We start from the raw sequence: 22,133 nt of genomic DNA on the forward strand, positions 1-22,133 counted from the left end.
GACCAGCTCGAACACCCCCCGTGACCTGAAGCCCTGTTGAGGTCAACCGGTACTCTTCCGGGCGTGAGGAACAGTCGGTTCGCGCTGGTGAGAGCGGATCTGGAGCACGGTGTCTGCCCCCTGCCGGAGGATCTCGCCGAGAGTCTGAAGGATCGTGGCCCGGTGACGGTGGTGCTGGACCATCGGGTGCGGGGTGTCACCCCGGCGCGGGAGACGTTCGAGTCGGAGGTCGTGCTCGATCCGGGCTGGCGGCTCACCGACGTCGTCTGGCCGCCGGACGCGCGCCCGGGTGTGCTGGTGAGCGTCTCGTGGAAGTCGGCCGAGGACTACGTGCTGCTGCGGACGACGGCGCTGGACGAGCCGATCCGGGTGGACGGCGTCGACTACTACCACCACTACGACCCGACGGTGATCACCCGGGAGTTCGATCCGGGGCTGTCGAACCGGGGTCAGGTGCTCAACGCGGTCCGCCGCCTGGGCCGGGTCTTCGACGACGGCAGCGCCGCCTTCCCGGAGGCCGAGCTGCCGGCGCACTGCGGTCTCGGGCGGGGCAAGAAGGGCACGTTCCTGCTGCGCAACGCCGTCGACCAGCTGCTCCGCGAGGGGTACGTCACCCGCGTCCCCGGCAGCACCGGCCCGGACGGCGAGCTGAACTATCCGGCAGTCGACGGCGAGGAGAACCTCGACCTGCTGTTCTATGCGCCCCTCGTCGAGGAGGCCCCGCTGCCGGGGTCCGGCGGGGAGGGCCACGGCGACGGCGCCGAACGCCGGGACCACTGGGTCAACGGTTTCGTCCGCCGCCTGCCGCCCGGCGCCCACGCCTCACGCAAGCAGTTCACCCTGCACCAGCAGGCGATCGAGAAGGAGGACATCGACGGGTTCACCCTGGAGCCGGGTTACACCTTCGTGAAGCGGCATCATCGCAACGGGTAACCGATCTCCGCGATGTCGTCGGCGAGGTACGCCACGGTCACGTCGGGGTTGAGGCGCTTGACGAGCGGGTCGGTGAGCGGCCGCAGTGCGAAGACCTCGGCGACCGCCTCGAGGTCCACGTCCTCCTCGTAGTAGTCCTCGGCGAACTCCTGGTAAGCCGCCGGTGTCCCGTCGATCAGCAGTTCGAACAGCCAGCCGACGTCGTCGCGGCCCCGCCCGTGCCAGACGTCGCCGCCGCTCCGCCGCCAGAAGCAGATGTTGGCGCCCCAGCTGAACGCGGGCTCGCGGACATGCTCGGCGAACTCGGCGGGCACGTCGTCGAAGAGACCCGGATCGGCGCCGCGCTCGTGGTCCAGCCCGCGGATGTAGGCCCCGGCAGGCGAGAACACGATCGAGTACTCGTCACCGGACCCGTTGCGCATCGACGCCATGTGTTCGCCTGGGCGCCAGCGGGAGTCGTACGAGTAATAGCGTGACTCCCACTCGGGGCTCAGGATCGCGTCGCACATCGCCAGCGCCCGCGACCGTCGCCGCAACTCCTCGATCTCCGGCAGGCCCAGCGCCACCTCAAGAATGTTCACCGGAACATCGTGGCACCCTTGTCCGATGAAAGCCCTCGCCGGTCTCGGTGTCGCCTGCGTGCTCGCCTCTCTCGGGCTGTTCGCGTCGCTGCACCTGCTGCCACCGTCCGCCGACCTGGACTGGTCCCGCCGCACCGTCAGCCAGTACGCGCTGATGCCGAACGGCTGGGCCTTCGACGCCGCGGTCCTGCTGCTGGCCGCCGGTTCCGCCGCGATCCTGGCCGCCCTGCGCCGGACCGCCCGGCTGACCGGGGGAGCGGTGGCCGCGCTGGCGCTGTGGGTGGCGGGTCTGGTCGGCGTGGTCTGGTTCGAGAAGCACGACTGGCAGGTCGGCCCCTCGATCAGCGGCGACGTGCACCGGGTGGCGAGCGTCGTCGCGTTCCTCAGCCTGCCGATCGGCGCGCTGCTCGCCGCCCGGCCGGACCTGCGCCACGGCGGCCCGGCCCGATGGGTCGCGATCGGCGGGGTGATCTCGCTGCTCTGCTTCCTGCCCATTCTGTGGGCGGTGGTGTCCGAGCCGTGGACCGGGGTTCGCTGGTGGCGAGCCATCCCGCTGGGCGGCGTGGAGCGGCTGCTGGGCCTGGCCGAGGTGGTGACCGTGCTGATGCTCGCCCGTTGGGCCGTCGAAGATCAGCCGAAAAGACCTACTTTAGAAACGGCGGTCTCTTGATGAGCCGGACTTTCCCGGCTCACTGGGCGAGGTGGTAAGAGGTCCTATCTTCGTACCTTTTATGAGTGCGGTATCGAACCCTGACTGTAGCCGCGGCGCTGACCGCCGCCTCCCTCTCCGGCGTCTCTCCCGCCGCCGCGGCGGAGGCCACCAGCACCGTGACCATCGGCCTGAACCCGGGCACGACCGCCGCGGAGGCCGTCCAGGCGCTGGACGACGCCCCGGGCGTCCGGGTGCTCGACAGCGAGCCCGCCACCGAGCTGGGCGCGGTCACCGTGACCGTCACCGGTGACGCCGCCGGCGCGCTCGCCGGCGACCCCGGCGTGGCCTACGTCGAGAAGACCCCGGTTGCGCGGATCATGCTGACCCCGAACGACCCGCTCCAGTCCCAGCAGTGGGGCAACCGCCTGGTCAAGGCGCCGGCCGCGTGGGAGGTCACGACCGGCTCGGCGGACGTGACCGTCGCCGTCCTGGACACCGGCGTCAACCCGGTCAGCGAGCTCGCCGGCCGGGTCCTGCCCGGCTACGACTTCGTCAACGACGACGCCGACCCGTCCGACGACCACGGTCATGGCACCGCCGCCGCCTCGGTGGTCGCGGCCGCCGGCGACAACGGGTCCGGTTTCTCCGGGCTCTGCTGGACCTGCCGGATCCTGCCGGTCAAGGTGATGAACGGGTCCGGCGAGGGCGGCCACGACGACATCGCGCAGGGCATCGTCTACGCCGTCGACCACGGCGCCGACGTGATCAACATGTCGCTGGGCGGGCCGGCCGGTTCGCAGATCCTCGCCGACGCCGTCGCCTACGCGGCCGCGCACGGGGTGCTCGTGATCGCCTCCGCCGGTAACGACGGCGTCAGCACGCCGAACTATCCGGCCGCCTACCCGTCCGCCGTCGCCGTCGCGGGATCGACCGAGACCGACGCCCGTTACAGCTGGTCCAACCACGGCGCCTGGGTGGACGTGGCGGCGCCCGGGACCAACGCGGCGCAGTCGAAGGACGGCAGCTACGTCTGGTTCTCCGGCACCTCGTCGGCCGGCCCGGTCGTCGCCGGTGTCGCCGCGCTCGTCCGGTCGGCGAACCCGCAGGCCACCGCCGCGCAGGTGCGGGCGGCCATCGAGTCCACCGCGGACCCGGCCGGTTCCTACGTGGCGACGGGACGGGTCGACGCCGACGGCGCCGTACGAGCGGTCAAGGTCACCGACGTCACCGCGCCGACGATCGCCTGGTCGTCGCCGGCGGTGTCCGGCACACCGCGCCGCGGCCGGATCACCGTCACCGCGACCGCCGCCGACACGTCCGGCGTCGCCACGGTGGAGCTGCTGCGCGCCGGGAAGGTCATCGGCGCGGACACCGCCGCGCCCTGGTCCTTGAGTTTCGACAGCGCCGGCCTCAACGGCACCCAGACCCTCACGCTGCGTGCCACCGACCGGGCCGGCAACACCCGCACCGCGAACCGGGCCCTGCTGGTGGACAACGCGGCCCCGACCATCGCGACGATCAAATCCACGGTGGTACGGAAACGCAACGTCACCATCGCCCCGGCGGTCCGCGACAACCTGGGCGTCCAGCAGGTCAAGGCCGTCGTCACCAACGGCGCGAAGAAGGTCACCCTGACCTCCACCACGAGTCCGTGGACCCTGAAGTGGACGGCACCGCGGGCCGCGACCTACCCCGTCACGGTGACCGTCACCGACCGGGCCGGCAACACCCGGACCCTCACGACGAAGGTGAAGTCGCCCCGGTAAGGGCCGTGTCAGGGCCGTGACAGGCCGGTGTCAGCCCGGCCCGCGAATCTTCGACGCATGACCTCAGCGATCGAAGTCTCCGGCCTCCGGAAGACCTTCGCCAAGACGGTGGTGCTGGACGGCATCGACCTGGACGTCCGGGCCGGCACCATCTTCTCCCTCCTCGGCCCCAACGGGGCCGGCAAGACCACCACGGTTAACGTGCTGACCACCCTGATGCGGGCCGACAGCGGCTCGGTCCGCATCGACGGCCACGACGCGGTCACCGAGGCCAAGGCGGTACGCGCCCGGATCGGCGTCACCGGCCAGTTCGCCGCCGTCGACGACCTGCTCACCGGCCGCGAGAACCTGCAGCTCATGGTCGACCTGCACGGTGGCCGTGGCAAACGGTCCGTCGACGAGCTGCTGAAACGGTTCGACCTGGTGGAGGCGGCCCCGAAACCGGCGGCGACGTACTCCGGCGGAATGCGCCGCAAACTCGACCTGGCCATGACCCTCGTCGGCGACCCGCGGATCATCTTCCTGGACGAGCCGACCACCGGCCTCGACCCGCGCAGCCGGCGGACCATGTGGGACATCGTCCGGGCCCTGGTCGCCGACGGGGTGACCATCTTCCTCACCACGCAGTACCTGGAGGAGGCCGACCAGCTCGCCGACCGGATCGCCGTGCTGGACCAGGGCCGCCTCGTCGCGCAGGGCAGCCCCGCCGAACTGAAACGGCAGGTCCCCGGCACCAACGTGCGGCTCGCGTTCACCGCCGCCGCCGACCTCGACGCGGCCGCGCGCCTGTTCCCCGACGCCGGCCGCGACGACGAGAGCCTGACCCTGCGGGTGCCCAGCGACGGCGGCACCACGTCGCTGCGGGCCCTGCTGAACCGCCTCGACGAACACTCCCTCAGCGCCACCGAGTTCGCCGTGGACACCCCGGACCTCGACGACGTCTTCCTCGCCCTGACCGGCCACAACACGAAGGTGGACGCCGAATGAGCCTCGTCATGCTCCGCCGCAACCTCAAGCACCTGCGCCGGAACCCCACCTCGATCTTCAACGCGGTGCTCATGCCGGTCGTGATGATGCTGATGTTCGTCTACGTGTTCGGGGACGCGTTCGACGTCGGCGTCGACTACATCGACTACGCGACGCCAGGCCTGATCCTGCTGGCCGTCTGCTACGGGCTCGGCGCCACCGCAACCTCGGTGAACACCGACATGACCAAGGGCATCATCAACCGCTTCAAGGTGATGGACGTGCCCCGCGGCGCGGTCCTCAACGGCCACGTCGTGTCGAGCGTGCTGACCAACCTGATCGCCATCGCGGCGCTGATCGGGGTGGCGTTCCTGCTCGGTTTCGACCCGGCGGCGAGCGCCCTGGACTGGCTCGGCGCGATCGGCATCGTCCTGCTGCTCGCCATCGCGGCCGGCTGGTTCACCATCGCCCTCGGGCTGTCGGCGAAGACCCCGGAGACCGCGGGCATGGCCGCCGTGCCGCTGGTCATGCTGCCGTTCTTCAGCAGCGCGATCGTCCCGGCCGAGATGATGGGGCAGGGCGTCCGGCAGTTCGCCGAGTACCAGCCGTTCACCCCGATCATCGAGAGCCTGCGCGGGTTCCTCAACGGCGCGCCGCAGACCGCCGACCTGGTCGCCGCGGTCGCCTGGTGCGCCGTGATCACCCTGATCGGCTACTTCTGGGCGTCGTCGACGTTCAGGAAGCGAGCGTGACCCCGGTCAGTTGCCGCCAGTCGGCCTGACCGCCCTGACGAACCGCCTCGGTGAACCCCGCGTCGCCGAGGCGGTTTCGTGCCGCCTGCTCGATCCGGGCCGCGTCCACGCTGGACCGATCCGGCAGGCCACGGACCGCGTTCGCCGCGCCGAGCAGCCGCGCCGCCTGATCCGGCCGGTCCAGGCGCAGCGCCAGATCAGCGACACCCACCACGATCATCGCGACCATGTGGGTGTGACCGGCCTCGGCCGCCGCCGCACACGCCGCCACCCGATGGGCCCGCGCCTCGTCGACGTCGGCGGCGAGATAACCGCTGCGGTCGTGCAGGTGCGCCCGGACGTTCGCCTGCTCCGCCTTGCCGCCGAGCATCGACACCGCGGCGTCCAGCTGCCGGCGGGCCTCGGCCAGGTCACCGTCCAGGCGGGCCAGTTCCGCCTTCGCCAGGGCCAGCTCCGACAACGCGTCCGGCCAGTTCACCCGCGCCGCGAGCCGGTCCGCGTCGGCCATCGCCGCCGCGCCGGCCGCCGGATCGCCCATCCGCCGGAACAACAGCGCCTGCCGGGACCGCATCTCGATCACGTCCTCGATCGAACCGACCTCGCTCACCGCGGCGATCGCCTCGTCGTAGTACTCGCAGGCGGCCGCCAACTCACCACGGATGGCGATCCGGTCCGCCAGCTCGGTCAGCGCGAAATAGATGCCGAAACGCTCGCCCAGCGCCCGGAACTCGGCCAGAGCCGTCTCCAGGTACGCGTCCGCGTCCCGGCCGCCGTGCCCGGCCGCCACCCGCATCTTGCCGAGATGCAGGCGGGCGAGCGCCCGTACCCAGGGATCCTGATTCTCCAGAAGCGGTTCCCAGGCGAGCAGGAACTCCGACGGCTCCCGCAGCAGGCGCTCCAGCGGCTCGACCAGACCCAGGATCGGATGGCTGAGATCACTGCGCCGCGTCAGCTCAGCTGCTTTGTGGATCCACTCCGCGGCCTGCCGCTCGTCGGCCCGCCCCGAACCGGCGAACAGCACGATCAGCGCGTACACGTACGCCTGGATCTCGTCGGCGACCTCGCCGGGCATCTCGGTGGCCGCGGTGATCAGCTCGATGCCCTCGGCCTTGTGCCCGCTCAGCCACCAGTACCAGCCGGCCCTCGCCGCCAGCCGCATCGCCGGTTCCGCCTCGCCGGCCGCCAGCGCGCCCCGCATCGCCGCACCGATGTCGTCGTGCTCGGCCGCCAGCACGGCCAGCCACTCCAACTGCTCACCACGGCGCAGATGCGGGTCGGCGGTCTCGGCGAGCTCGGTGAAATACGCGAGATGGGCGCGGCGGGCCGCCTCCGACCCGCCGGCCTCGGCGAGCCGCTGGGCCGCGTACTCCTTGATCGTACCGAGCATCCGGTAACGCGGCGCACCCTCGCCACCGACCACCACCAGCGACTTCTCCACCAGCGAGGAGAGCAGATCGAGAACGTCGTCCGCACCCGCACAGACCCGCTCGGCGGCTTCCAGGCTCGCCCCACCGGCGAACACCGACAGCCGGCACAGCACCGACCGTTCCGCGTCGCTGAGCAGCTCCCAACTCCAGTCGACCACCGCGCGGAGCGTCCGATGCCGTGGCAACGCCGTGCGGCTGCCCCCGGTGAGCAGCCGGAACCGGTCGTCGAGCCGGTGCGCGAGCTGCTCCAGCGACATGGTGCGCAGCCGGGCGGCGGCCAGTTCGATCGCGAGAGGCATACCGTCCAGCGCCCGGCAGACCCGGGCCATCGTCGCCCACGCGGCGTCGTCGAGAACGAGATCCTTACGGACGGCGGCCGCCCGCTCCCGCAGCAGCCGGACGGCGGGGGAGGAGGCCGGATCGTCGCCGGGGTCCGGGACGGTCAGCGGCGCGACCGGCCACAACGCCTCGCCGGTGATGCCCAGCGGTTCCCGGCTCGTCGCCAGGATCCGCAGCCGCCGGCACTCGCCGAGCAGCCGGTGCGCGAACGCCGCCGCCGACTCGATCACGTGCTCGCAGTTGTCCAGGACCAGCAGGGCGTCTCGATCCCGGATCGCGGTGATCAGGCGTTCGGTGAGATCCGCGTGCGGCGCCTCACCGATCAGCGCGTCCCGCAGCCCCAGCCCGGTGATCGTCGCCTGCGCCACATCCCCGGGCCCCGACCCCGCCGTCTTCCTCTCGTCCAGTCCGCCCGAAATGCCCGATCCACCTGGATCGCCCGACCCGTCTGAATCGGCAGCTGCCCTTGAACGGCCGGATCCGCCTGAACCCCCGGATCCGCCTGAACCCCCGGATCCGCCTGAGCCGCCGGACCCGTCTGAACCACCGGATCCGCCTGAGCGGCCGGATCCGACTGACTCGCCAGGGCCGCTTGGTTTCGCCGGCCCGGCGCCGGGGCCACTGCCTTCCGGGCCGATCGCCGCGAGCTCCACCAGCCAGGCCCCGTCCGGCAGATCGTCCAGCATCGACCGCGCGGTCTCGGTGGCCAACCGGGTCTTCCCCGAGCCGCCCGGCCCGATCAGCGTGGTGAGCCGATGCCCGGCGACCAGGACGCGGACCGCCGCGACATCGGCCTCCTTGCCGACATAGCTGGTCAACTCCGCCCGCAGGTTTGTCCGCCGGTCCTCGTGCTGCCGTCCCGAAGCGGCGCGCAGCAGCGCCACGTGCAACGCCGACAGCTCCGGCGACGGATCCGCGCCAAGCGTGTCGGCCAGAGCCTCCCGGGTGCGCTGGAACAGGGCGAGCGCCTCGTTGCCGCGCCCCGCCGCGCCCAGCGCCCGCATCAGCGCGGCGACGAGCCGTTCCCGCACCGGATGCGCCGCCACCAGACCTGTCAGATCGTCGACCAGATCCGCACCGTGACCGAGATTGATCTCCGCGTCGAACCGGTCCTCCTGCGCCGTCAGCCGCAGCCCCTCCAGGCGGGTGACCGCCGCACCGAACGCGGCGCTGTCCGGCAGACCGACATCCTGCATGGCCGCGCCCCGCCACAACGCGAGCGCGTCCCGCAGCAGCCCCACCCGATCCGGATGACCCTTGCTCGCGGCGATCAGACGCTCGAACCGCACCGCGTCCACGTCGTCCGGCTCCGCCATCAGCCGATAGCCGTCGGTGTGCCCCTCGATCGAACCGTCCGGCAACGCCTTGCGCAGCCGCGACACCAGCCGATGCAGAGCGTTCGCGGCATCGGCAGGTGGCTGCTCCCCCCAGATCCAGTCGACGAGCATCCCCTTCGGGACGACCCGCCCGGTCTCCAGCGCGAGTGCGACCAGCAGGCCCCGCAGTCTGGCCCCCGGCACATCCACGGGAGTTCCATCGTCCGCACGAACCTCGAACGACCCGAGCATCCCGATCTGCACCCGCAGAGTCTGTCACATATGAATCCTCATCATTTCCCGTGCTTTCCCGCTGTCGTCCCGCGCTTCTCCACACGCCCTCGCGTACCTTCCCACCCCGGGCCGGAGTGGCTTGGCGCTCGTGTGGGTCGTCCGCGCGGGTTCAGGAGCAGCTTGGCGCTTTCGCGCTTCGGCGCGCGCTGGTTCGGAAGTGCTTCGACGTTTCCGCGGGTCGTCGCGCCGGTTCAGGGGTGGCTTGGCGCTTGTGGGTTGTCGGGCGCTGGTTCCGGTGGGGTTTGACGCTTTCGTGGGTCGTCGCGCGTCGGTTCAGGAGCGGCGGCGCAGACAGGGCAGGCGTCCGCGTTTGAGAGTCCGGTCCCGCGGCGGCCATGATCCACGCCTCGCATGCCGGAGACCTCTCGTCCGGGCCGCCGCATGATCCGTCACACGCAGCCGGTCCGCCAGCGGCACGACATCGCCCGCCGTCACGGCCCTCTCGTGCCCGGCGATCCCGGCGACCCCGGCGAATCCCCGCCCAGCCGACCAGACGAATCCGTGTCCAGCCGACCAGGTGGATCCATGTCCGGCTGGCCAAACGAATTGACGTCCCGCAATCCCGGCCCACAGATCCGGAATCGTCCGGCTCACCTGGCGAGACCTCTGCGGGAACGCCATGCCCCCGCCATGTCCAGCCGTCATCCGATCGAACAGCTTCCATGCCGATTCACGCACGCCGCTATTCGACGCGATCACACCGGGCCACGGCAAGCGATTATCCTCCGGCTACGTCTCTCCCTTTCGTACGGGCCACGAACAGCCCCGAGCCTGTCCTCCGCGAGGTGGCTGCCCACTCCCGGCCGAAACGCGGCCGCCGGGCTGAGGCGACCGGTCGCGGTCACCCCCAAGCGTGCCGATCCGAGGTCGACTACGGGGGGGATGTCCCATCAGCGCTGTAGGCGCCGGCTGTCGGGCGGGCATGTCGTGTGTGAGAGCCAGCCGGGGGGTTTCTGGCCGCCGTCGTCAGCGATGTCGCGGTTCGGATCGAGATCGTCGAGCTCGACGCGGACACGATCACCCGGCACCTCAGCGCCGAGTCGCCGTTGCACGCCGAGCCGCCGTTGCACGCCGAGCCGCCGTTGCACGCCGGGGAGCCGGTCACGGTCGGTTGCCGATGCGAGAGACGTGTGGTTGTCCGTGGCCGGAACGGTTCGGTGGCCCGTACCAGCAAGGGGGGAAGCGGGAGAAGGGCGCGGACGTCTTGACGGGAGCCGTGGATGTGGGGCTGCGGGTTGGTGGTGATCGGGGCAGGATGCCGGGGTGAACGTTTCCGACGGGAAATATGAAACGGCCTATGCGGGGCGGGTGCTGGGTGGGCGCTATCGGCTGATGGAGCCGATCGGCGCCGGTGGGATGGCGGTGGTCTGGCAGGCGCATGACGATGTGCTGGGCCGGGCGGTGGCGGTCAAACTGGTGGCGCCGTCGCAGGCCGGGGATGCCGGGTCGCGGGATCGGATCCGCAGGGAGGCTCGTGCGGCGGCGGCGTTGTCTCATCCGAACGTGGCGCAGGTGTACGACTACGGCGAAGTGGACGGTTCCGGTGGGGTGCTGCCGTTCGTCGTGATGGAGCTGGTGCCGGGCGGGACGCTGTGGGAGCGGCTGGCGGCGGGGCCGCTCGCCCCGCGGTTCGGGATGCGGATCGGTGCGGAGATCGCGGCGGGGCTGGCGGCGGCGCATGCGGAAGGGCTCGTGCACCGGGACGTCAAGCCGGGGAATGTGATGCTCGCGCCGACCGGGGCGAAGGTGGTGGACTTCGGTATCGCGGCGGCGGTCTCGCCGGAGCGACCGGAAGTGATCGGTGAGGTGCTGGGTACGCCGGAGTATCTGGCGCCGGAACGGCTGCTCGCCGACGCGGTCGTGCCGGCTTCCGATGTGTACGCCCTCGGGGTCGTGTTGTACCGGATGTTCTCCGGGCGGTCGCCGTGGAGCAGCGAGAACACCCGGCAGATGCTGAACGCGCACCTCTATGTGCCGGCGGCTGCGCTGCCGGATGTGCCGGATGTGCCGGAGGAGGTGGCGCGGCTCTGCGATCGCTGTCTGGCGAAGCACCCGGGGGACCGGCCGAGTGCGCGTGAGGTGGCGGCGGTGCTCGCGCAGGCGGCGGGCATGCGGGTCGTGGCGGACGAGCCGCATTCGTCTGCGGTCGCCGTCTCGGAGCCGACTGTCCTGGTCCGAGGGCTGCGCACCGAACCGTACAGCCCGCTTCAACGCCCGCCGGGTTCGGCGCCTCCCCGGATCCCGCCCCTTGATGCGCCCCTGCCACAGGCCGTCGACCCGGGATCGAGTGCCGCCGCCGCTGCCGGACCAGCCCAAGACCGCGCCGGTGGTTCCGTCTCGGCCCCGGTTGGTGGGTCGGTTCTGGACGCGGCGAGCAGTTCGGTCTCGGGTCCGGCTGGTGGTTCGGTTGTGGGTGCGGCGGGCGGTCCGGCTGCGGGTCCGGTTGGTGGATCGGCTTCGGGTGCGGCGGACGGACCGGTCGCGGGCGGGGCTGCGGAGCGGGCGCGCACACGGGTGATGTTGGAGCGGATCGGATCGGCGGGGGAGGGCGACGGTGGCGGGGGACGGCCGCCGGCGCGGCGGTGGGCGGCGGTGGCGATGGCGGCGGTGCTGGTGGCCGCCGGAGCCGCGGCCGGGGGATGGCTGCTGTTGAAGGATGCGCCGGAGAACGCCACGGCGCAGATGGTGACGGCTCCTTCCGCGTCGGCGCTGGCGCCGTCGCGTGCGGCGAAGGCTCCGGTGAACGTCCGGTCGGGTGGCACGGACGGGAAGGTGACCGGGACGCGGACCGCCGCTGCCGCTTCGCCGCGGACGTCGAGTCCGGTCGTCGCGGTGACCTCCACGACTGCCGGGGCGACGACTCCGCCGACCGCTGCCGCCACGACCACGACCACGACCGTGCCCACGACCGCCGCACCGGTCGAGCGGACTTTCACCTCGGCCGGGGGCACGGTCGTGGCGATCTGCCCGGCGCCGGACACGGCCCGGCTTCTGTCCTGGCCGGCGACGAAACCATACAAGGTGCAGTCGGTTCAGGCGGGTCCGGCGGCAGCGCCGGCGGTGACCTTCAAGCACGGCGGCGATGTGGTCACGATGACGGTTACTTGTGCCGGTGGGGTTCCCTCGCTCACCTAATGGCAGTCATAGTGCAATAATCATGACTGTCAATCGGGAGGGTCGATGGGGATTACTCGCCGAAGTTTGATCGTGCTACCGGCGGGCGCCGCACTCGCCGCTGCGCCCGCACTGCCGGCCGCCGCTGGGCGTCGAGCCCGACCACGGCCGGTGATCTTCATCCATGGCAGCGCCGGTTCCGCGATGCAGTTCCGCATCCAGGCGAAACGGCTGGCCGGCAACGGCTATCCGATCGGGATCATCGAGGCGCACGAGTACGATTCGCCGAACATCCTCACGATCCTCCAGCAGGTGTACGCCGGTCTGGACGCCCGGATCGAACGGCTGCTCGCCGCCTCCGGTGCCGACCGGGTCGATCTGCTCGCGCATTCGCTCGGCACTTACGTCACCCAGGGTTATCTCAACAGCTCTCCGGAGCGGGCCGCCCGCGTCGCCCACTACGTCAACCTGGACGGCCGGCCCGCCGCGGCTCTGCCGGGCGGCGTCGAGACCCTGGCGATCTGGGGCGAGGGTGATCCGGCCCGGACGGTGGTGGGCGCGACGAACGTCTACTTCCCGGACCAGTCGCACACGCAGACCGTGTCGTCGGCCGAGTCGTTCCGCGAGATCCACCGTTTCCTGCGCGGCCGCGACGCCTCCGCGCGGGTGACACCGACCGGGGTCGCCCACGTCTCCGGGCGCGCGGTCCTCTTCCCCAGCAACGCCGGCGTCACCGACGCGGTGCTGGAGGTTCACCGGGTCCAGGCGTCGACCGGTGGCCGGGACCGCCGGGTCTGGCGTGGCCCGCTCGGTGACGGCGGCACGTTCGGCCCGATCCCGCTGTCACCCCACGACCGGTACGAGTTCGCCCTGATCCGGGCGGAGCAGGCCACCCACCATTTCTACTTCGAGCCGTTCCGCCGGTCCGACTCGTTTGTCCGGCTGCTCACCAGCAGGCCGGGCGAAGGGCTCGGGGCCCTGGTCGACACCAGCGACCGGCACACCGCGCTCACCTTCCAGCGGCAGAAGGAGTGGTGGGGCGGCGAGGGCGACAACCTGTGGATCAACGGTCAGGACGTCCTGAACCCGGCGACGGCACCGCACAACCGGCGCATCATCGGGGTGTTCGCCTTCGACGACGGCGTCGACGGGGTGAGCGACCTGTCCGCGCCGTTGCCCGAGTTCATCGCCCAGACGTTCATCTCCGGGGTGGACCTCTTCATCCCGTCCTGGCACAGCGGGGCGCGCACCGTGTCGGTGGTCGCCCGGGAGCGCGGGGGCGGCATCACGAAGCTGCCGGTGCCGGCCTGGCCCTCCAGCGAGCACCGGGTCAGCCTGGAATTCGGCTGAGCGTCTCGACCGCCTCCACCACCTGGGGGAACTTGTCGACGGACGCCGTCACGTAACGGGAATCGAACTCGTCGAGGCGGCGGACACCGCTCTGCAGGCAGGCGATGAAAGCGATCCCGGCGCCGCCCGCCGCGACCGCGTCACCGGGCGAGTCGCCGACGTAGACACACTGCGCCGGCGACAACCCGGTGTGCGCGAGCAGCTCGTCGAAGGCCCGGGGGTCGGGTTTGCCGTGCCGGGTGTTGTCCCGGTGCCAGGCGCCGCTGATCCGGCCCGCCAGCACGTGATCGGGCTCCAGCATGTGGCGCAGCTCCACCTCGGCCCGCGAGGTCAGCAGCATCACGGTGCGGCCGGAGAGGACCAGCCGGTCGAGGGCCTCCAGGTTCTCCGGCGGGATCACGTCGAGGCGGCCTTCGGCGATGTGCCGTCGCATGGTGGAGTGGAACAGCGGCAGGAACCGCTCCAGATCCAGCCCCGGCGAGCGTCTCGGCATCGCCTCCAGCAGCGGCTCGCCCCAGTTGGCCAGGTGCAGCTCGCGAGACATCGGCGGCCGGCCCATCTCGGCCAGCACCTCGTTCTCCAGGTCGAACGACGTCGCCTCGGTCAGGCAGAGCGTGTCGTCCACATCGACGATGACGGCCTTGATCATGCCTAGAGGTTATCCGCCCGGCGGCCGCCGGCAGTAGCGCCGGCCTTGACCTCGAGTGCGCTGGAGGTTCTACGGTCGCGTCCATGAGTGTCGATCAGTTGAGTGACGAGGAGCTGGCCGGGCAGCCGGCCGCCTACTGGACCGGAATGGCGTACGAGGCGTTGATCGCCTTCACTCGCGCCCGGCAGGCCGAGGCGGGGTTCACCCAGCCGCAGTTCTGGATCCTGCGCAATCTGTCGGCCGGCGATCTGTGGCCGGACGGTTCCGCCCGGACGATCCCCGAGCTGCGGCAGGCGATGAGCACCTATCTGCGGGCCGAGGACGACCTCGACGCGGAGGCGTCGGGGCTGGCCGCGCAGGGCCTGATCGCGCGCGAGGGCCCGGATCGCTGGCGCATCACGGAGGCGGGGGACGCGGCCCGGCTGAAGATCAGCAAGCTCGCTCTGGGGATCCGGGCCCGCATCCACGACGGGGTCGACGACGCCGACTACGTGACGGCCTTGAAGGTCCTCCGCCGGATGATCGCCAACGTGCGGTCCTGAGGACGGCTTGAGAAAGGCAGTCGAATGACTGCATAATGCTGGTCATGGCCGGGGACATGGACAGGGTGTTCAGGGCGCTCGCCGATCCGACACGGCGGCGGCTGCTCGACAGTCTCCGCGTGGCGAACGGGCAGACCCTCGGGCGGCTCTGCGGCAGCCTGGACATGACCCGGCAATCCGTCACCCAGCACCTCGACGTGCTCGCCGAGGCGAACCTGATCAGCACGGTCCGGCGCGGCCGGGAGCGACTGCACTACCTCAATCCGGTTCCGATCCACGAGTTGCAGCAGCGATGGGTCGCCTCGTTCGAGGAGCCGCGATTGCGGACCCTCGACGCGATCCGGCGGCATGCGGAGGAGTCACCGATGAAACCGACCTTCGTGTACGTGACCTACATCCAGGCCACGCCCGAGCGGGTCTGGGAGGCGCTCACCTCGGCCGACCTGACCGGGGAGTTCTGGGGGCACAGCAACGTCTCCGACTGGCGGCCCGGCTCACCCTGGGAGCACCGGCGCATCGACGGCTCCGGGGACGCCGACGGGGGCGGCGTCGTCCTCGAGGCGGAGCCGCCGACCCGTCTCGTGATGACGTTCGGGGAGGCCGGATCCGGGCCGGGGCCGGCGGCGACCACGGTGACGTTCCTGATCGAGCCGTTCCACGACATCGTCCGGCTGACCGTCACCCACGAGAACCTGCAGACCGGCGACGACGTCACCGCCGTCTCGGCCGGCTGGCCCGCGGTGATGGCCAACCTGAAATCCCTGCTGGAGACCGGCCGTGTCCTCTCGCACGCGCCCTGGGAGATGCACGCGGACCTGCGCGCCGCCGGCTGACGGCGCGCAGGCCCGTGCGGTCAGGCGGGCTCGACGGGCATCCAGAGCTCGCACGTCGCGGTGCTGAAGTCGGCGGCGATCTCCAGCATCGCGACGATGGACGGGCCGGGCCGCAGCCGCCACGGGTTGGACGGGAACCACTCGGTCGCGGTGGCCGCCCAGGCGTCCTGCAGCGCCGACGGGTACGGACCGGAGGTCCGGAAGACCGCCCACTTGCCGGCCGGGACCTCGATGACGTCGAGACCGGCCGGGACCGGCGTGTCGGCGGTGATCGCGGCGCCGTGCAGGTAGGTGAGCTCGCTGCCCTCCGGGGCGTCCGGCTCGATGCCGTCGGTGACCTGCAGCAGTCCGGCCGGTTCGGTGCCGCTGAGGTCCTTGAGACGCTGGTGGGCCTCGGCGGGCAGCCCGGTGACGAACTGCCGGATGTGCGGATTCTCGCCGACGTGGATCAGCGGAACCCGAGTGGCGTAGCCGGCGAGCCGGACGGCGGGGCGGTCGGCGATGCGGGTGTCCATGGGGACACTCCCTTCGACGGTCAGGCGGAACCTGATCTGTGGTTGGGTGCGAAGGGGGCCTCCGTCACGGCGTACCTCACCCGGTCCTGCTCCGTGAACCGCGCGGAACGCGCGGCCGAACGCCTCAGCCGAGCCGTAACCGTGCCGGACCGCGATCGTCAGCAGGTCGTCCTCGGCGCGGACGACCTCACCGGCGGCGACGGTCATCCGGCGCCGCCGCACGTACTCCGACAGCGGCATCCCGGCCAGCGACGAGAACATCCGGCGCAGGTGGTACTCGGTGGTGCCGAGCTCGCGGGCGACCGCGGGCACGTCCAGTTCCGTGGTGAGCCGCTCTTCGGCGATGTCGACGAGACGGTTGAGTGCCGAGATCACGAGGCCTCCTTTCGACTACCAGCCTGGCCGTCCGGGCCGGCCCGCCGCCCGATCGTTGCTGCCCGATCCGGTCAGGCGGGGGAGTCGTAGACCCGGCGGGACTCCTCGACCTTGGGGAGATTGTCGTTCGCCCAGGTGGCGAGGTGGGCGAAGAGGGGGCCGAGACCGCGCCCGAGGTCACTGATCTCGTATTCCACCCGGGGCGGGACCTCCGGGTGGTAGGTGCGGGTGATCAGCCCGTCGCGTTCGAGCTGGCGCAGCCGCTGGGTCAGCACCTTCGGCGTGATCGTGGTGATGCGGCGTTCCAGTTCGACGAACCGCATCCGGCCGAACTCGTGGAGCGTCCACAGGATCGGGGTGGTCCAGCGGCTGAAGACGATGTCGACCACGGGAGCGATCGGGCATGCCAGTTCGGGGGCGGGGGAGGACTCGGTCACGCGCATCCCCGAAGGATAGTCACTTTCCTCTAGGTACCTACTATCTCCAGGCTGTTAGCGTCTGCCCGACGTTGATCCATCGACGACAGGGAGTCGATCGTGTACGTGGTGACGGGGGCGACAGGCAATGTGGGCCGGCCGCTGGTGCGGGCGCTGGCAGCCGGCGGCGTACCGGTGCGTGCGGTGTCCCGGCAGGCGCCCGGGAACCTCCCGGCCGGAGTGGACCATCACCGGGCCGACCTGGCCCGACCCGAGAGCCTGCGGGACGTGGTGGCCGGCGCCGACGCGTTCTTCCTGCTGGTCTCCGGGGCGGGCGCGCACCTCGACGCGCCGGCGATCCTGGACGTGGTGAAGGCCGGCGGCGTTCGCCGGATCGTGCTGCTGTCCTCACAGGCCGCGGGCACCAGACCGGATTCGGTGTCGCACGCGCCGCTGCGGGCGCTGGAGGACACGGTCCGGGAATCGGGACTGGACTGGACGGTGCTGCGGCCCGGCGGCTTCGCCTCGAACGCGTTCGCCTGGGCGCCGCAGGTGCGCGAGACACGTACCGTCACCTCGCCTTTCGGGAATGTCGCTCTTCCGGTCGTGGACCCCGCCGACATCGCCGAGGTCGCGGCGGCGGCCCTACGCGACCACCAGCACGGCGGCCGGGTGTACGAGTTGACCGGCCCCGAAGCGGCCACCCCGCGTGATCGCGCGGCCGCCATCGCGGCGGCCCTGGGCGAGCCGGTCCGGTTCGCCGACCAGCCGGCCGAGGAGGCCCGGGCGCAGATGCTCACCGTCATGCCCGCGCCGGTGGTCGACGGCACGCTCGACATCCTGGGCCACCCGACCGAACGGGAACAGCAGGTCAGCACGGACATCCCGGAGATCCTGGGCCGCCCGGCCCGCCCCTTCGGCGACTGGGTGCGCCGTCACCTCGACGTGTTCCGCTGACAGTTCGGCGCGGATGACCGGGCCGGGCCGAACCCCCCCCGCCCTGGTCTTCCTCCTCGCCGCCGCCGTCACGGCGGTGTCAGCGGTCCTGCTGGCCGTCCAGCCACACCCGCAGCGGATCCAGAACGGCCCGGAGATCGCCACTGTCGACGACGACCCGGGCCGCTGACCGGGCCGCCGGGCCAGCGTTGAACGCGATCGGCAGTCCGGCCACCGCGAACAGCGGCAGGTCCGACCGGCTGTCCCCGATCGCCGCGCACCGGTCCATCGGAACCCCGTACTCGGCGGCGAGCGCCAGCGCGTAGTCTCGTTTGCCCTGTTCGTCGAGGTGCTCGGCGACCGTGCCGATGTAGCGGCCGTCGAGCACCTCGAGGCGTGGCCCGCAGGCGCGGTCGAATCCGTACCGCTCGCACAGGTAGGCGCCTGTCGCGTCCCACGCCAGTGTCGCCAGCGCCGGCACCAGACCGTGCGCACGGCACCAGGCGACCGTCTCCTCGATGCCGTCGACCAGCGGCAACGTCGTCAGGAAGCCGCGCACCTCGGCCGGGGTGCGCCCGGCCCACCCCCGCGCGTCGACGATCGACGCCTCCTGGTTGGTCATGGTGCCGGCGTCGTACGCCGCCTCCACCTCCCGGCACGCCTCGGCATGCCCGAGCAACTCGGCGAGATGCTGCCCGCTGCTGCCCGGCGTGAGGGTCCCGTCGACGTCGAAGAACACCATCCCCCGCATCGCCCGTTGCGGCCCGGTGTGATCGATCACCGCCACCACGCTACGGGCTGCAGGTGATGATCACACGATTACGAGTGCCCGGTCGCCGACCCGATCTCGTCCCGGGACTCCTCGTCCGCCTTCACCTTCGCGGCCGGGTGCCGCGGCAGCCGCGCGACCTCGTCGTCCCGCTTCCGGAACGCCGCCGCCAGCTTGTCCCCGTGGATCTTCTTGGACTCGTCTTGCAAGTGCGCCTCTCCCATACCCCCATCGTGAGCCCGTCCCGCCCCGGAAACCGGCGAATCACCGCAACGCCTGCTCCAACCTGAGGCCCCTTCATACGCTTCCTCAGAGGTCGCCCGTGTCGTTGAGGAACAGGCAGGTCAGGGCGGACTGGGCGGGCTTGCCCTCGACGGAGGCGAGGATCCGCGGGTCCGCGCCGGCCGGCATCACGCAGGAGCGGCGGGCGTGGTCGATGCGTTCCAGCGCGGACGTGATGTCGTCGCGGCGGTCCGGGCAGCGGTAGCTGACGTCCAGGTGCACCTTGCCGAGGCTGCCGTCGTCGGCGTTGAGCGCCACCCAGTCGGCGAACTCGTCGCCGTCCCAGCCGCACGCCATCCCCGCCACGTCCTCGATCCTCGCGAAGCTCGCCGCGGTCAGTTCGTGCCCGATGTCCGCTTCGAGGGCATGCCGGTAGGCGGCCGGGTCGTACACGAACGGGGTACCGGCGGCAGGCGACGGCAGGCCCGGAGCGGCCTCGGTGTGCTCCGCGTACAGGACACCGCCGGTCAGGGCCGCGGTCACCCCGGCGATCCCCAGTGCGCCGAGCATCGCCGCCGCCAGTGGGCCGCGCCGCTCCCGCGGACGCACACGAACGCCTCGGTAGCGTCCCTCCATACCGTCGCATCCTTCCGTCGCCCGGCCGATCCCCCTACTTTCAGTCGGCCGAAGTGCTCAACGACTAAGCCCCGGGTTGAGGATCACTAGGCGTTCCGTCCCCGGAGTGCTGCAATGTCCGGATGGAGGACGACGTCAGTCGCCCTTGACGTTGACGACCTGGCGGAGGGTGTGGCGGATGTCGACCAGGTCGGCGGCGTCCCGCATGACCACGTCGATCGGCTTGTAGGCCTGCGGGATCTCGTCCAGGAACGCGTCGGTGTCCCGGTACTCGATGCCCTTCATGGCCGTGCGCAGCTGCTCGCGGGTGAAGGTCTTGCGGGCCTTCGACCGGGAGTACGCCCGTCCGGCCCCGTGCGGTGACGAGTTCAGCGACGCGGCGTTGCCCTTGCCGACCACCACGTACGACGCGTCGCCCATCGAGCCGGGGATCAGCCCGGCCACGCCCTTGGCGGCGTTGATGGCGCCCTTGCGCGACAGCCACACCCGCTCGCCGTAGTGGGTCTCCTGCTCGGTGTAGTTGTGGTGGCACTGCACCCGCTCCAGCTGCCGCACCGCGGTCCCGGTGTGGGCGGCGACGCAGGCGATCAGCCGGTCCATCATCTCGTCCCGGTTGACCAGGGCGAAGGTCTGCGCCCACCGCAGCTCCCGCAGGTACGCGTCGAACTCGTCGGTGCCCTCCTCCAGGTAGGCGAGGTCCCGGTCGGGCAGGTCGATGCGCCGCTGTTCCATCAGGTTCTGCGCGACCCGGATGTGATGGCTCGCGATCTTGTTGCCGACGCCCCGGGATCCGGAGTGCAGGAAGAGCCACACCGCGTCCTTCTCGTCGTGGCACACCTCGATGAAGTGGTTGCCGCTGCCGAGGGTGCCCAGTTGCAGGGCCCAGTTCTTCGCGTACGTCCCCGGATCGAATCCGGCGGCCACGGCCTGGGCGGTCAGCTCGTCCACCCGCTGCCGCGCCGACGCGGTGAGCTTCGTGTTGTAGGCGCCGGCCGACAGCGGCACCGCCTGCTCGATCGACGTCCGCAGCCGGCTCAGATCGCCGCGCAGGTCGTCGCGGTGGAACTGGGTGCGGACCGCCGCCATGCCGCAGCCGATGTCGACGCCCACCGCGGCCGGGATGATCGCCCCGAGGGTCGGGATGACCGATCCGACGGTGGCGCCCTTGCCGAGGTGCGCGTCCGGCATCAGCGCGATGTGCGGATGGATGAACGGCAGCCGGGACGCCTTCTCGGCCTGCCGGAGAGTCTCCTCCTCGAGGATGCTGGCCCAGTTGATCAGACGCTGGTTGATCTGCTGCATCCCCGTACCGTACGGGTCCGCCGAAGGGATCCGAGACCGATTTATGCCGTCCGCGACCACTGCTGGTTGGCGCCCGTGTTACAGGTGTACTGCTGGACGTCGGCGCCGTCGGCGGTGTTCGACGAGACCACGTCCAGGCACTTGCCGCTGTGTCGGGCCCTGAGCTGTCCCCCGCTGAGCGACCATTGCTGGTTGGTGCCGTTCCCGCACGCCCACTGGATGACGTTCGCCCCATCGGCGGCCGACGCGTTCGCCACGTCCAGGCACTTGCCGCTGTGCTGGGCGACGATCCGGAAGTATCCGCTGCCGGCGTCCTGGAACTCCCAGCGCTGGTTGCCGCCACCGTTCCAGGCGTACTGCTTGACCTCGGCGTTGTCGGCCATCGACGCGCTCACCACGTCGAGGACCTTGCCGCTGTTCTGGTTGGTGAGCCGGTAGTAGGTGGCCGGGTTTCCGGTGACGGCGCCGGCCGCGGCGTCGATCGTGACCGTCGGATACCAGGAGAGCGACATCGACGTGCTCGACGGGAAGGCGATCGGCAGCCACACGTACCGGGAGTCGTTGACCGGCCCGGACCAGGCGCCCGCCCACCGGTCGCCCATGTAGAGGAAGCTGTTCCCGACCGGCAGCACGTAGGCCGGCTGGGAACCGAAGGTGGTGGAGTCGCCGACGTTCGTCCACCCCGACCAGGGCCCGCCGATGCTGGTGGCGGTCGCGTACTTCGCCTGGTTCGGGTTCCACCCGGAGGTGCCCGAGGTGAGCAGGAAGTAGACGCCGTTGCGTTTGAACATCGCCGGCGCCTCCCGGGTCGCGTTGTCCCAGAAATTGCCGACCAGCGTCGCCACCTGCAGATAGTCGGCGGTGAGCCGGTAGATCTGCAGGTCCCGGTTCTCATCCGCCGCGGAGATCATGTAGGCCGTGCCACCGTCGTCCCAGAGCGTGATGTCCCGGGACATGTGGTTCAAAGGCCGGAAGCTTCCGTGGTACGTGTAGACGCCGTCCACTGTCGCCGACGAGGCGACCGCGGCCCGCGCTTCGCCGTAATCCGTCCCGTTCTCCTTGTGCATCCACATCACGTACCGGCCGGTGGCCGGGTTGTAGATCACCTTCGGCCGCTCGATCTTGGCGCTGCCCAGCTCGGCCGCCGACGACGAGGTCAGCACGTTGTTGCGGAACTCCCAGGTGCGCAGATCCGCCGACCGGTAGACCGAGACGGCCTTGAACGTGTCGTCGGCGTTCCGGTTCTCCCCGAACCAGTACCAGTAGGCGCCCACCCTGATCACCCCGCCGCCGTGGGCGTGCACCCCGGCGCCGGACGTGTCGGTGAACTGGACCCCGTTGGTGACGGTCACCGGCGCGGCCTGCGCCGGCGCGGGAAGCAGCGCCACGACCAGTGCGGTCACCGCGGCGACAGCGAGAAGCCTCATCCGGACACCCCATCGATGCGT

At 71.0% G+C, this 22,133-nt stretch carries 20 protein-coding genes; 10 read left to right on the forward strand and 10 right to left on the reverse strand.

The window, feature by feature from the left end; all coding sequences use genetic code 11:
- Positions 1 to 63 precede the first annotated feature (63 nt).
- Entirely contained in the window at positions 64 to 933 is an 870-nt protein-coding gene (locus Aut01nite_RS18335; protein WP_043523275.1) for a hypothetical protein, read from the forward strand.
- Here the strand turns inward: Aut01nite_RS18335 and Aut01nite_RS18340 are convergent.
- The gene (locus Aut01nite_RS18340) at positions 918 to 1,514 is read right to left on the reverse strand and encodes a hypothetical protein (RefSeq protein ID WP_043523381.1); all 597 of its coding nucleotides are present in this window, start codon (positions 1,512 to 1,514) and stop codon (positions 918 to 920) included. The two genes, Aut01nite_RS18335 and Aut01nite_RS18340, sit on opposite strands and share 16 nt — an antisense overlap.
- A 25-nt stretch (positions 1,515 to 1,539) precedes the next feature.
- On the opposite strand from Aut01nite_RS18340, the gene Aut01nite_RS18345 reads away from it, so the two are divergent.
- The 4 genes from Aut01nite_RS18345 (at position 1,540) to Aut01nite_RS18360 (ending at position 5,650) form a co-directional block, all read left to right on the forward strand.
- Positions 1,540 to 2,184 carry a DUF998 domain-containing protein gene (locus Aut01nite_RS18345; RefSeq protein WP_063958726.1) on the forward strand — a complete coding sequence of 215 codons (645 nt, stop codon included), beginning with the start codon at positions 1,540 to 1,542 and terminating at the stop codon, positions 2,182 to 2,184.
- A gap of 65 nt (positions 2,185 to 2,249) precedes the next feature.
- On the forward strand, positions 2,250 to 3,932 hold the full coding sequence (locus Aut01nite_RS18350) for a S8 family serine peptidase (protein ID WP_052163325.1): 1,683 nt from the start codon (positions 2,250 to 2,252) through the stop codon (positions 3,930 to 3,932).
- Positions 3,933 to 3,989: 57 nt separating this feature from the next.
- On the forward strand, positions 3,990 to 4,919 hold the full coding sequence (locus Aut01nite_RS18355; protein WP_043523276.1) for a daunorubicin resistance protein DrrA family ABC transporter ATP-binding protein: 930 nt from the start codon (positions 3,990 to 3,992) through the stop codon (positions 4,917 to 4,919).
- The gene (locus tag Aut01nite_RS18360) at positions 4,916 to 5,650 is read left to right on the forward strand and encodes an ABC transporter permease (RefSeq protein ID WP_043523277.1); all 735 of its coding nucleotides are present in this window, start codon (positions 4,916 to 4,918) and stop codon (positions 5,648 to 5,650) included. The genes Aut01nite_RS18355 and Aut01nite_RS18360 overlap by 4 nt, the downstream gene beginning before the upstream one ends.
- On the opposite strand, the gene Aut01nite_RS18365 is transcribed toward Aut01nite_RS18360, so the two are convergent.
- On the reverse strand, positions 5,634 to 8,996 hold the full coding sequence (locus Aut01nite_RS18365; RefSeq protein ID WP_043523278.1) for an ATP-binding protein: 3,363 nt from the start codon (positions 8,994 to 8,996) through the stop codon (positions 5,634 to 5,636). The genes Aut01nite_RS18360 and Aut01nite_RS18365 overlap by 17 nt on opposite strands.
- A gap of 1,293 nt (positions 8,997 to 10,289) precedes the next feature.
- On the opposite strand from Aut01nite_RS18365, the gene Aut01nite_RS18370 reads away from it, so the two are divergent.
- Both Aut01nite_RS18370 and Aut01nite_RS18375 read left to right on the forward strand, forming a co-directional pair.
- Positions 10,290 to 12,161 (forward strand): serine/threonine-protein kinase, encoded by a 1,872-nt coding sequence (locus tag Aut01nite_RS18370; RefSeq protein ID WP_236642566.1) that lies wholly within the window; start codon positions 10,290 to 10,292, stop codon positions 12,159 to 12,161.
- Positions 12,162 to 12,344: 183 nt separating this feature from the next.
- A complete protein-coding gene (locus Aut01nite_RS18375; protein WP_236642567.1) occupies positions 12,345 to 13,490 on the forward strand; it encodes an alpha/beta hydrolase in 1,146 nt (381 codons plus the stop codon).
- On the opposite strand, the gene Aut01nite_RS18380 is transcribed toward Aut01nite_RS18375, so the two are convergent.
- On the reverse strand, positions 13,471 to 14,139 hold the full coding sequence (locus tag Aut01nite_RS18380; protein WP_043523282.1) for an HAD family hydrolase: 669 nt from the start codon (positions 14,137 to 14,139) through the stop codon (positions 13,471 to 13,473). The two genes, Aut01nite_RS18375 and Aut01nite_RS18380, sit on opposite strands and share 20 nt — an antisense overlap.
- Before the next feature lie 83 nt (positions 14,140 to 14,222).
- Here Aut01nite_RS18380 and Aut01nite_RS18385 point away from each other — a divergent pair, with 83 nt between their 5' ends.
- Together Aut01nite_RS18385 and Aut01nite_RS18390 are read left to right on the forward strand one after the other, a co-directional pair.
- Entirely contained in the window at positions 14,223 to 14,681 is a 459-nt protein-coding gene (locus Aut01nite_RS18385; protein WP_043523284.1) for a winged helix DNA-binding protein, read from the forward strand.
- Positions 14,682 to 14,725: 44 nt separating this feature from the next.
- Positions 14,726 to 15,514, forward strand: coding sequence for an ArsR/SmtB family transcription factor (locus tag Aut01nite_RS18390; RefSeq protein WP_236642568.1), 789 nt, complete (start codon positions 14,726 to 14,728; stop codon positions 15,512 to 15,514).
- A 20-nt stretch (positions 15,515 to 15,534) separates the two neighbouring features.
- Here Aut01nite_RS18390 and Aut01nite_RS18395 read toward each other — a convergent pair whose 3' ends face one another.
- Together Aut01nite_RS18395 and Aut01nite_RS18400 are read right to left on the reverse strand one after the other, a co-directional pair.
- The gene (locus Aut01nite_RS18395; RefSeq protein ID WP_043523285.1) at positions 15,535 to 16,404 is read right to left on the reverse strand and encodes an AraC family transcriptional regulator; all 870 of its coding nucleotides are present in this window, start codon (positions 16,402 to 16,404) and stop codon (positions 15,535 to 15,537) included.
- 71 nt (positions 16,405 to 16,475) lie between these two features.
- Entirely contained in the window at positions 16,476 to 16,847 is a 372-nt protein-coding gene (locus Aut01nite_RS18400) for a winged helix-turn-helix transcriptional regulator (RefSeq protein ID WP_043523286.1), read from the reverse strand.
- 93 nt (positions 16,848 to 16,940) lie between these two features.
- Here Aut01nite_RS18400 and Aut01nite_RS18405 point away from each other — a divergent pair, with 93 nt between their 5' ends.
- Entirely contained in the window at positions 16,941 to 17,777 is an 837-nt protein-coding gene (locus Aut01nite_RS18405; protein ID WP_043523287.1) for an SDR family oxidoreductase, read from the forward strand.
- Positions 17,778 to 17,856: 79 nt separating this feature from the next.
- On the opposite strand, the gene Aut01nite_RS18410 is transcribed toward Aut01nite_RS18405, so the two are convergent.
- The 5 genes from Aut01nite_RS18410 to Aut01nite_RS18430 all read right to left on the reverse strand — a co-directional run bounded on the left by Aut01nite_RS18410 (position 17,857) and on the right by Aut01nite_RS18430 (position 22,112).
- The gene (locus Aut01nite_RS18410) at positions 17,857 to 18,537 is read right to left on the reverse strand and encodes an HAD family hydrolase (protein WP_236642569.1); all 681 of its coding nucleotides are present in this window, start codon (positions 18,535 to 18,537) and stop codon (positions 17,857 to 17,859) included.
- A gap of 38 nt (positions 18,538 to 18,575) precedes the next feature.
- Complete coding sequence (locus Aut01nite_RS18415) at positions 18,576 to 18,749, reverse strand: hypothetical protein (RefSeq protein WP_161790589.1); 174 nt, start codon at positions 18,747 to 18,749, stop codon at positions 18,576 to 18,578.
- A gap of 85 nt (positions 18,750 to 18,834) precedes the next feature.
- Complete coding sequence (locus tag Aut01nite_RS18420) at positions 18,835 to 19,383, reverse strand: hypothetical protein (protein ID WP_152628526.1); 549 nt, start codon at positions 19,381 to 19,383, stop codon at positions 18,835 to 18,837.
- Between the two features lie 135 nt (positions 19,384 to 19,518).
- A complete protein-coding gene (locus Aut01nite_RS18425; RefSeq protein ID WP_043523289.1) occupies positions 19,519 to 20,685 on the reverse strand; it encodes an RtcB family protein in 1,167 nt (388 codons plus the stop codon).
- Between the two features lie 41 nt (positions 20,686 to 20,726).
- Positions 20,727 to 22,112 carry an RICIN domain-containing protein gene (locus Aut01nite_RS18430; protein ID WP_043523290.1) on the reverse strand — a complete coding sequence of 462 codons (1,386 nt, stop codon included), beginning with the start codon at positions 22,110 to 22,112 and terminating at the stop codon, positions 20,727 to 20,729.
- Positions 22,113 to 22,133: the final 21 nt, after the last annotated feature.

The sequence above is a fragment of the Actinoplanes utahensis genome, assembly GCF_016862455.1.
Classification (GTDB): Bacteria; Actinomycetota; Actinomycetes; order Mycobacteriales; family Micromonosporaceae; genus Actinoplanes; species Actinoplanes utahensis.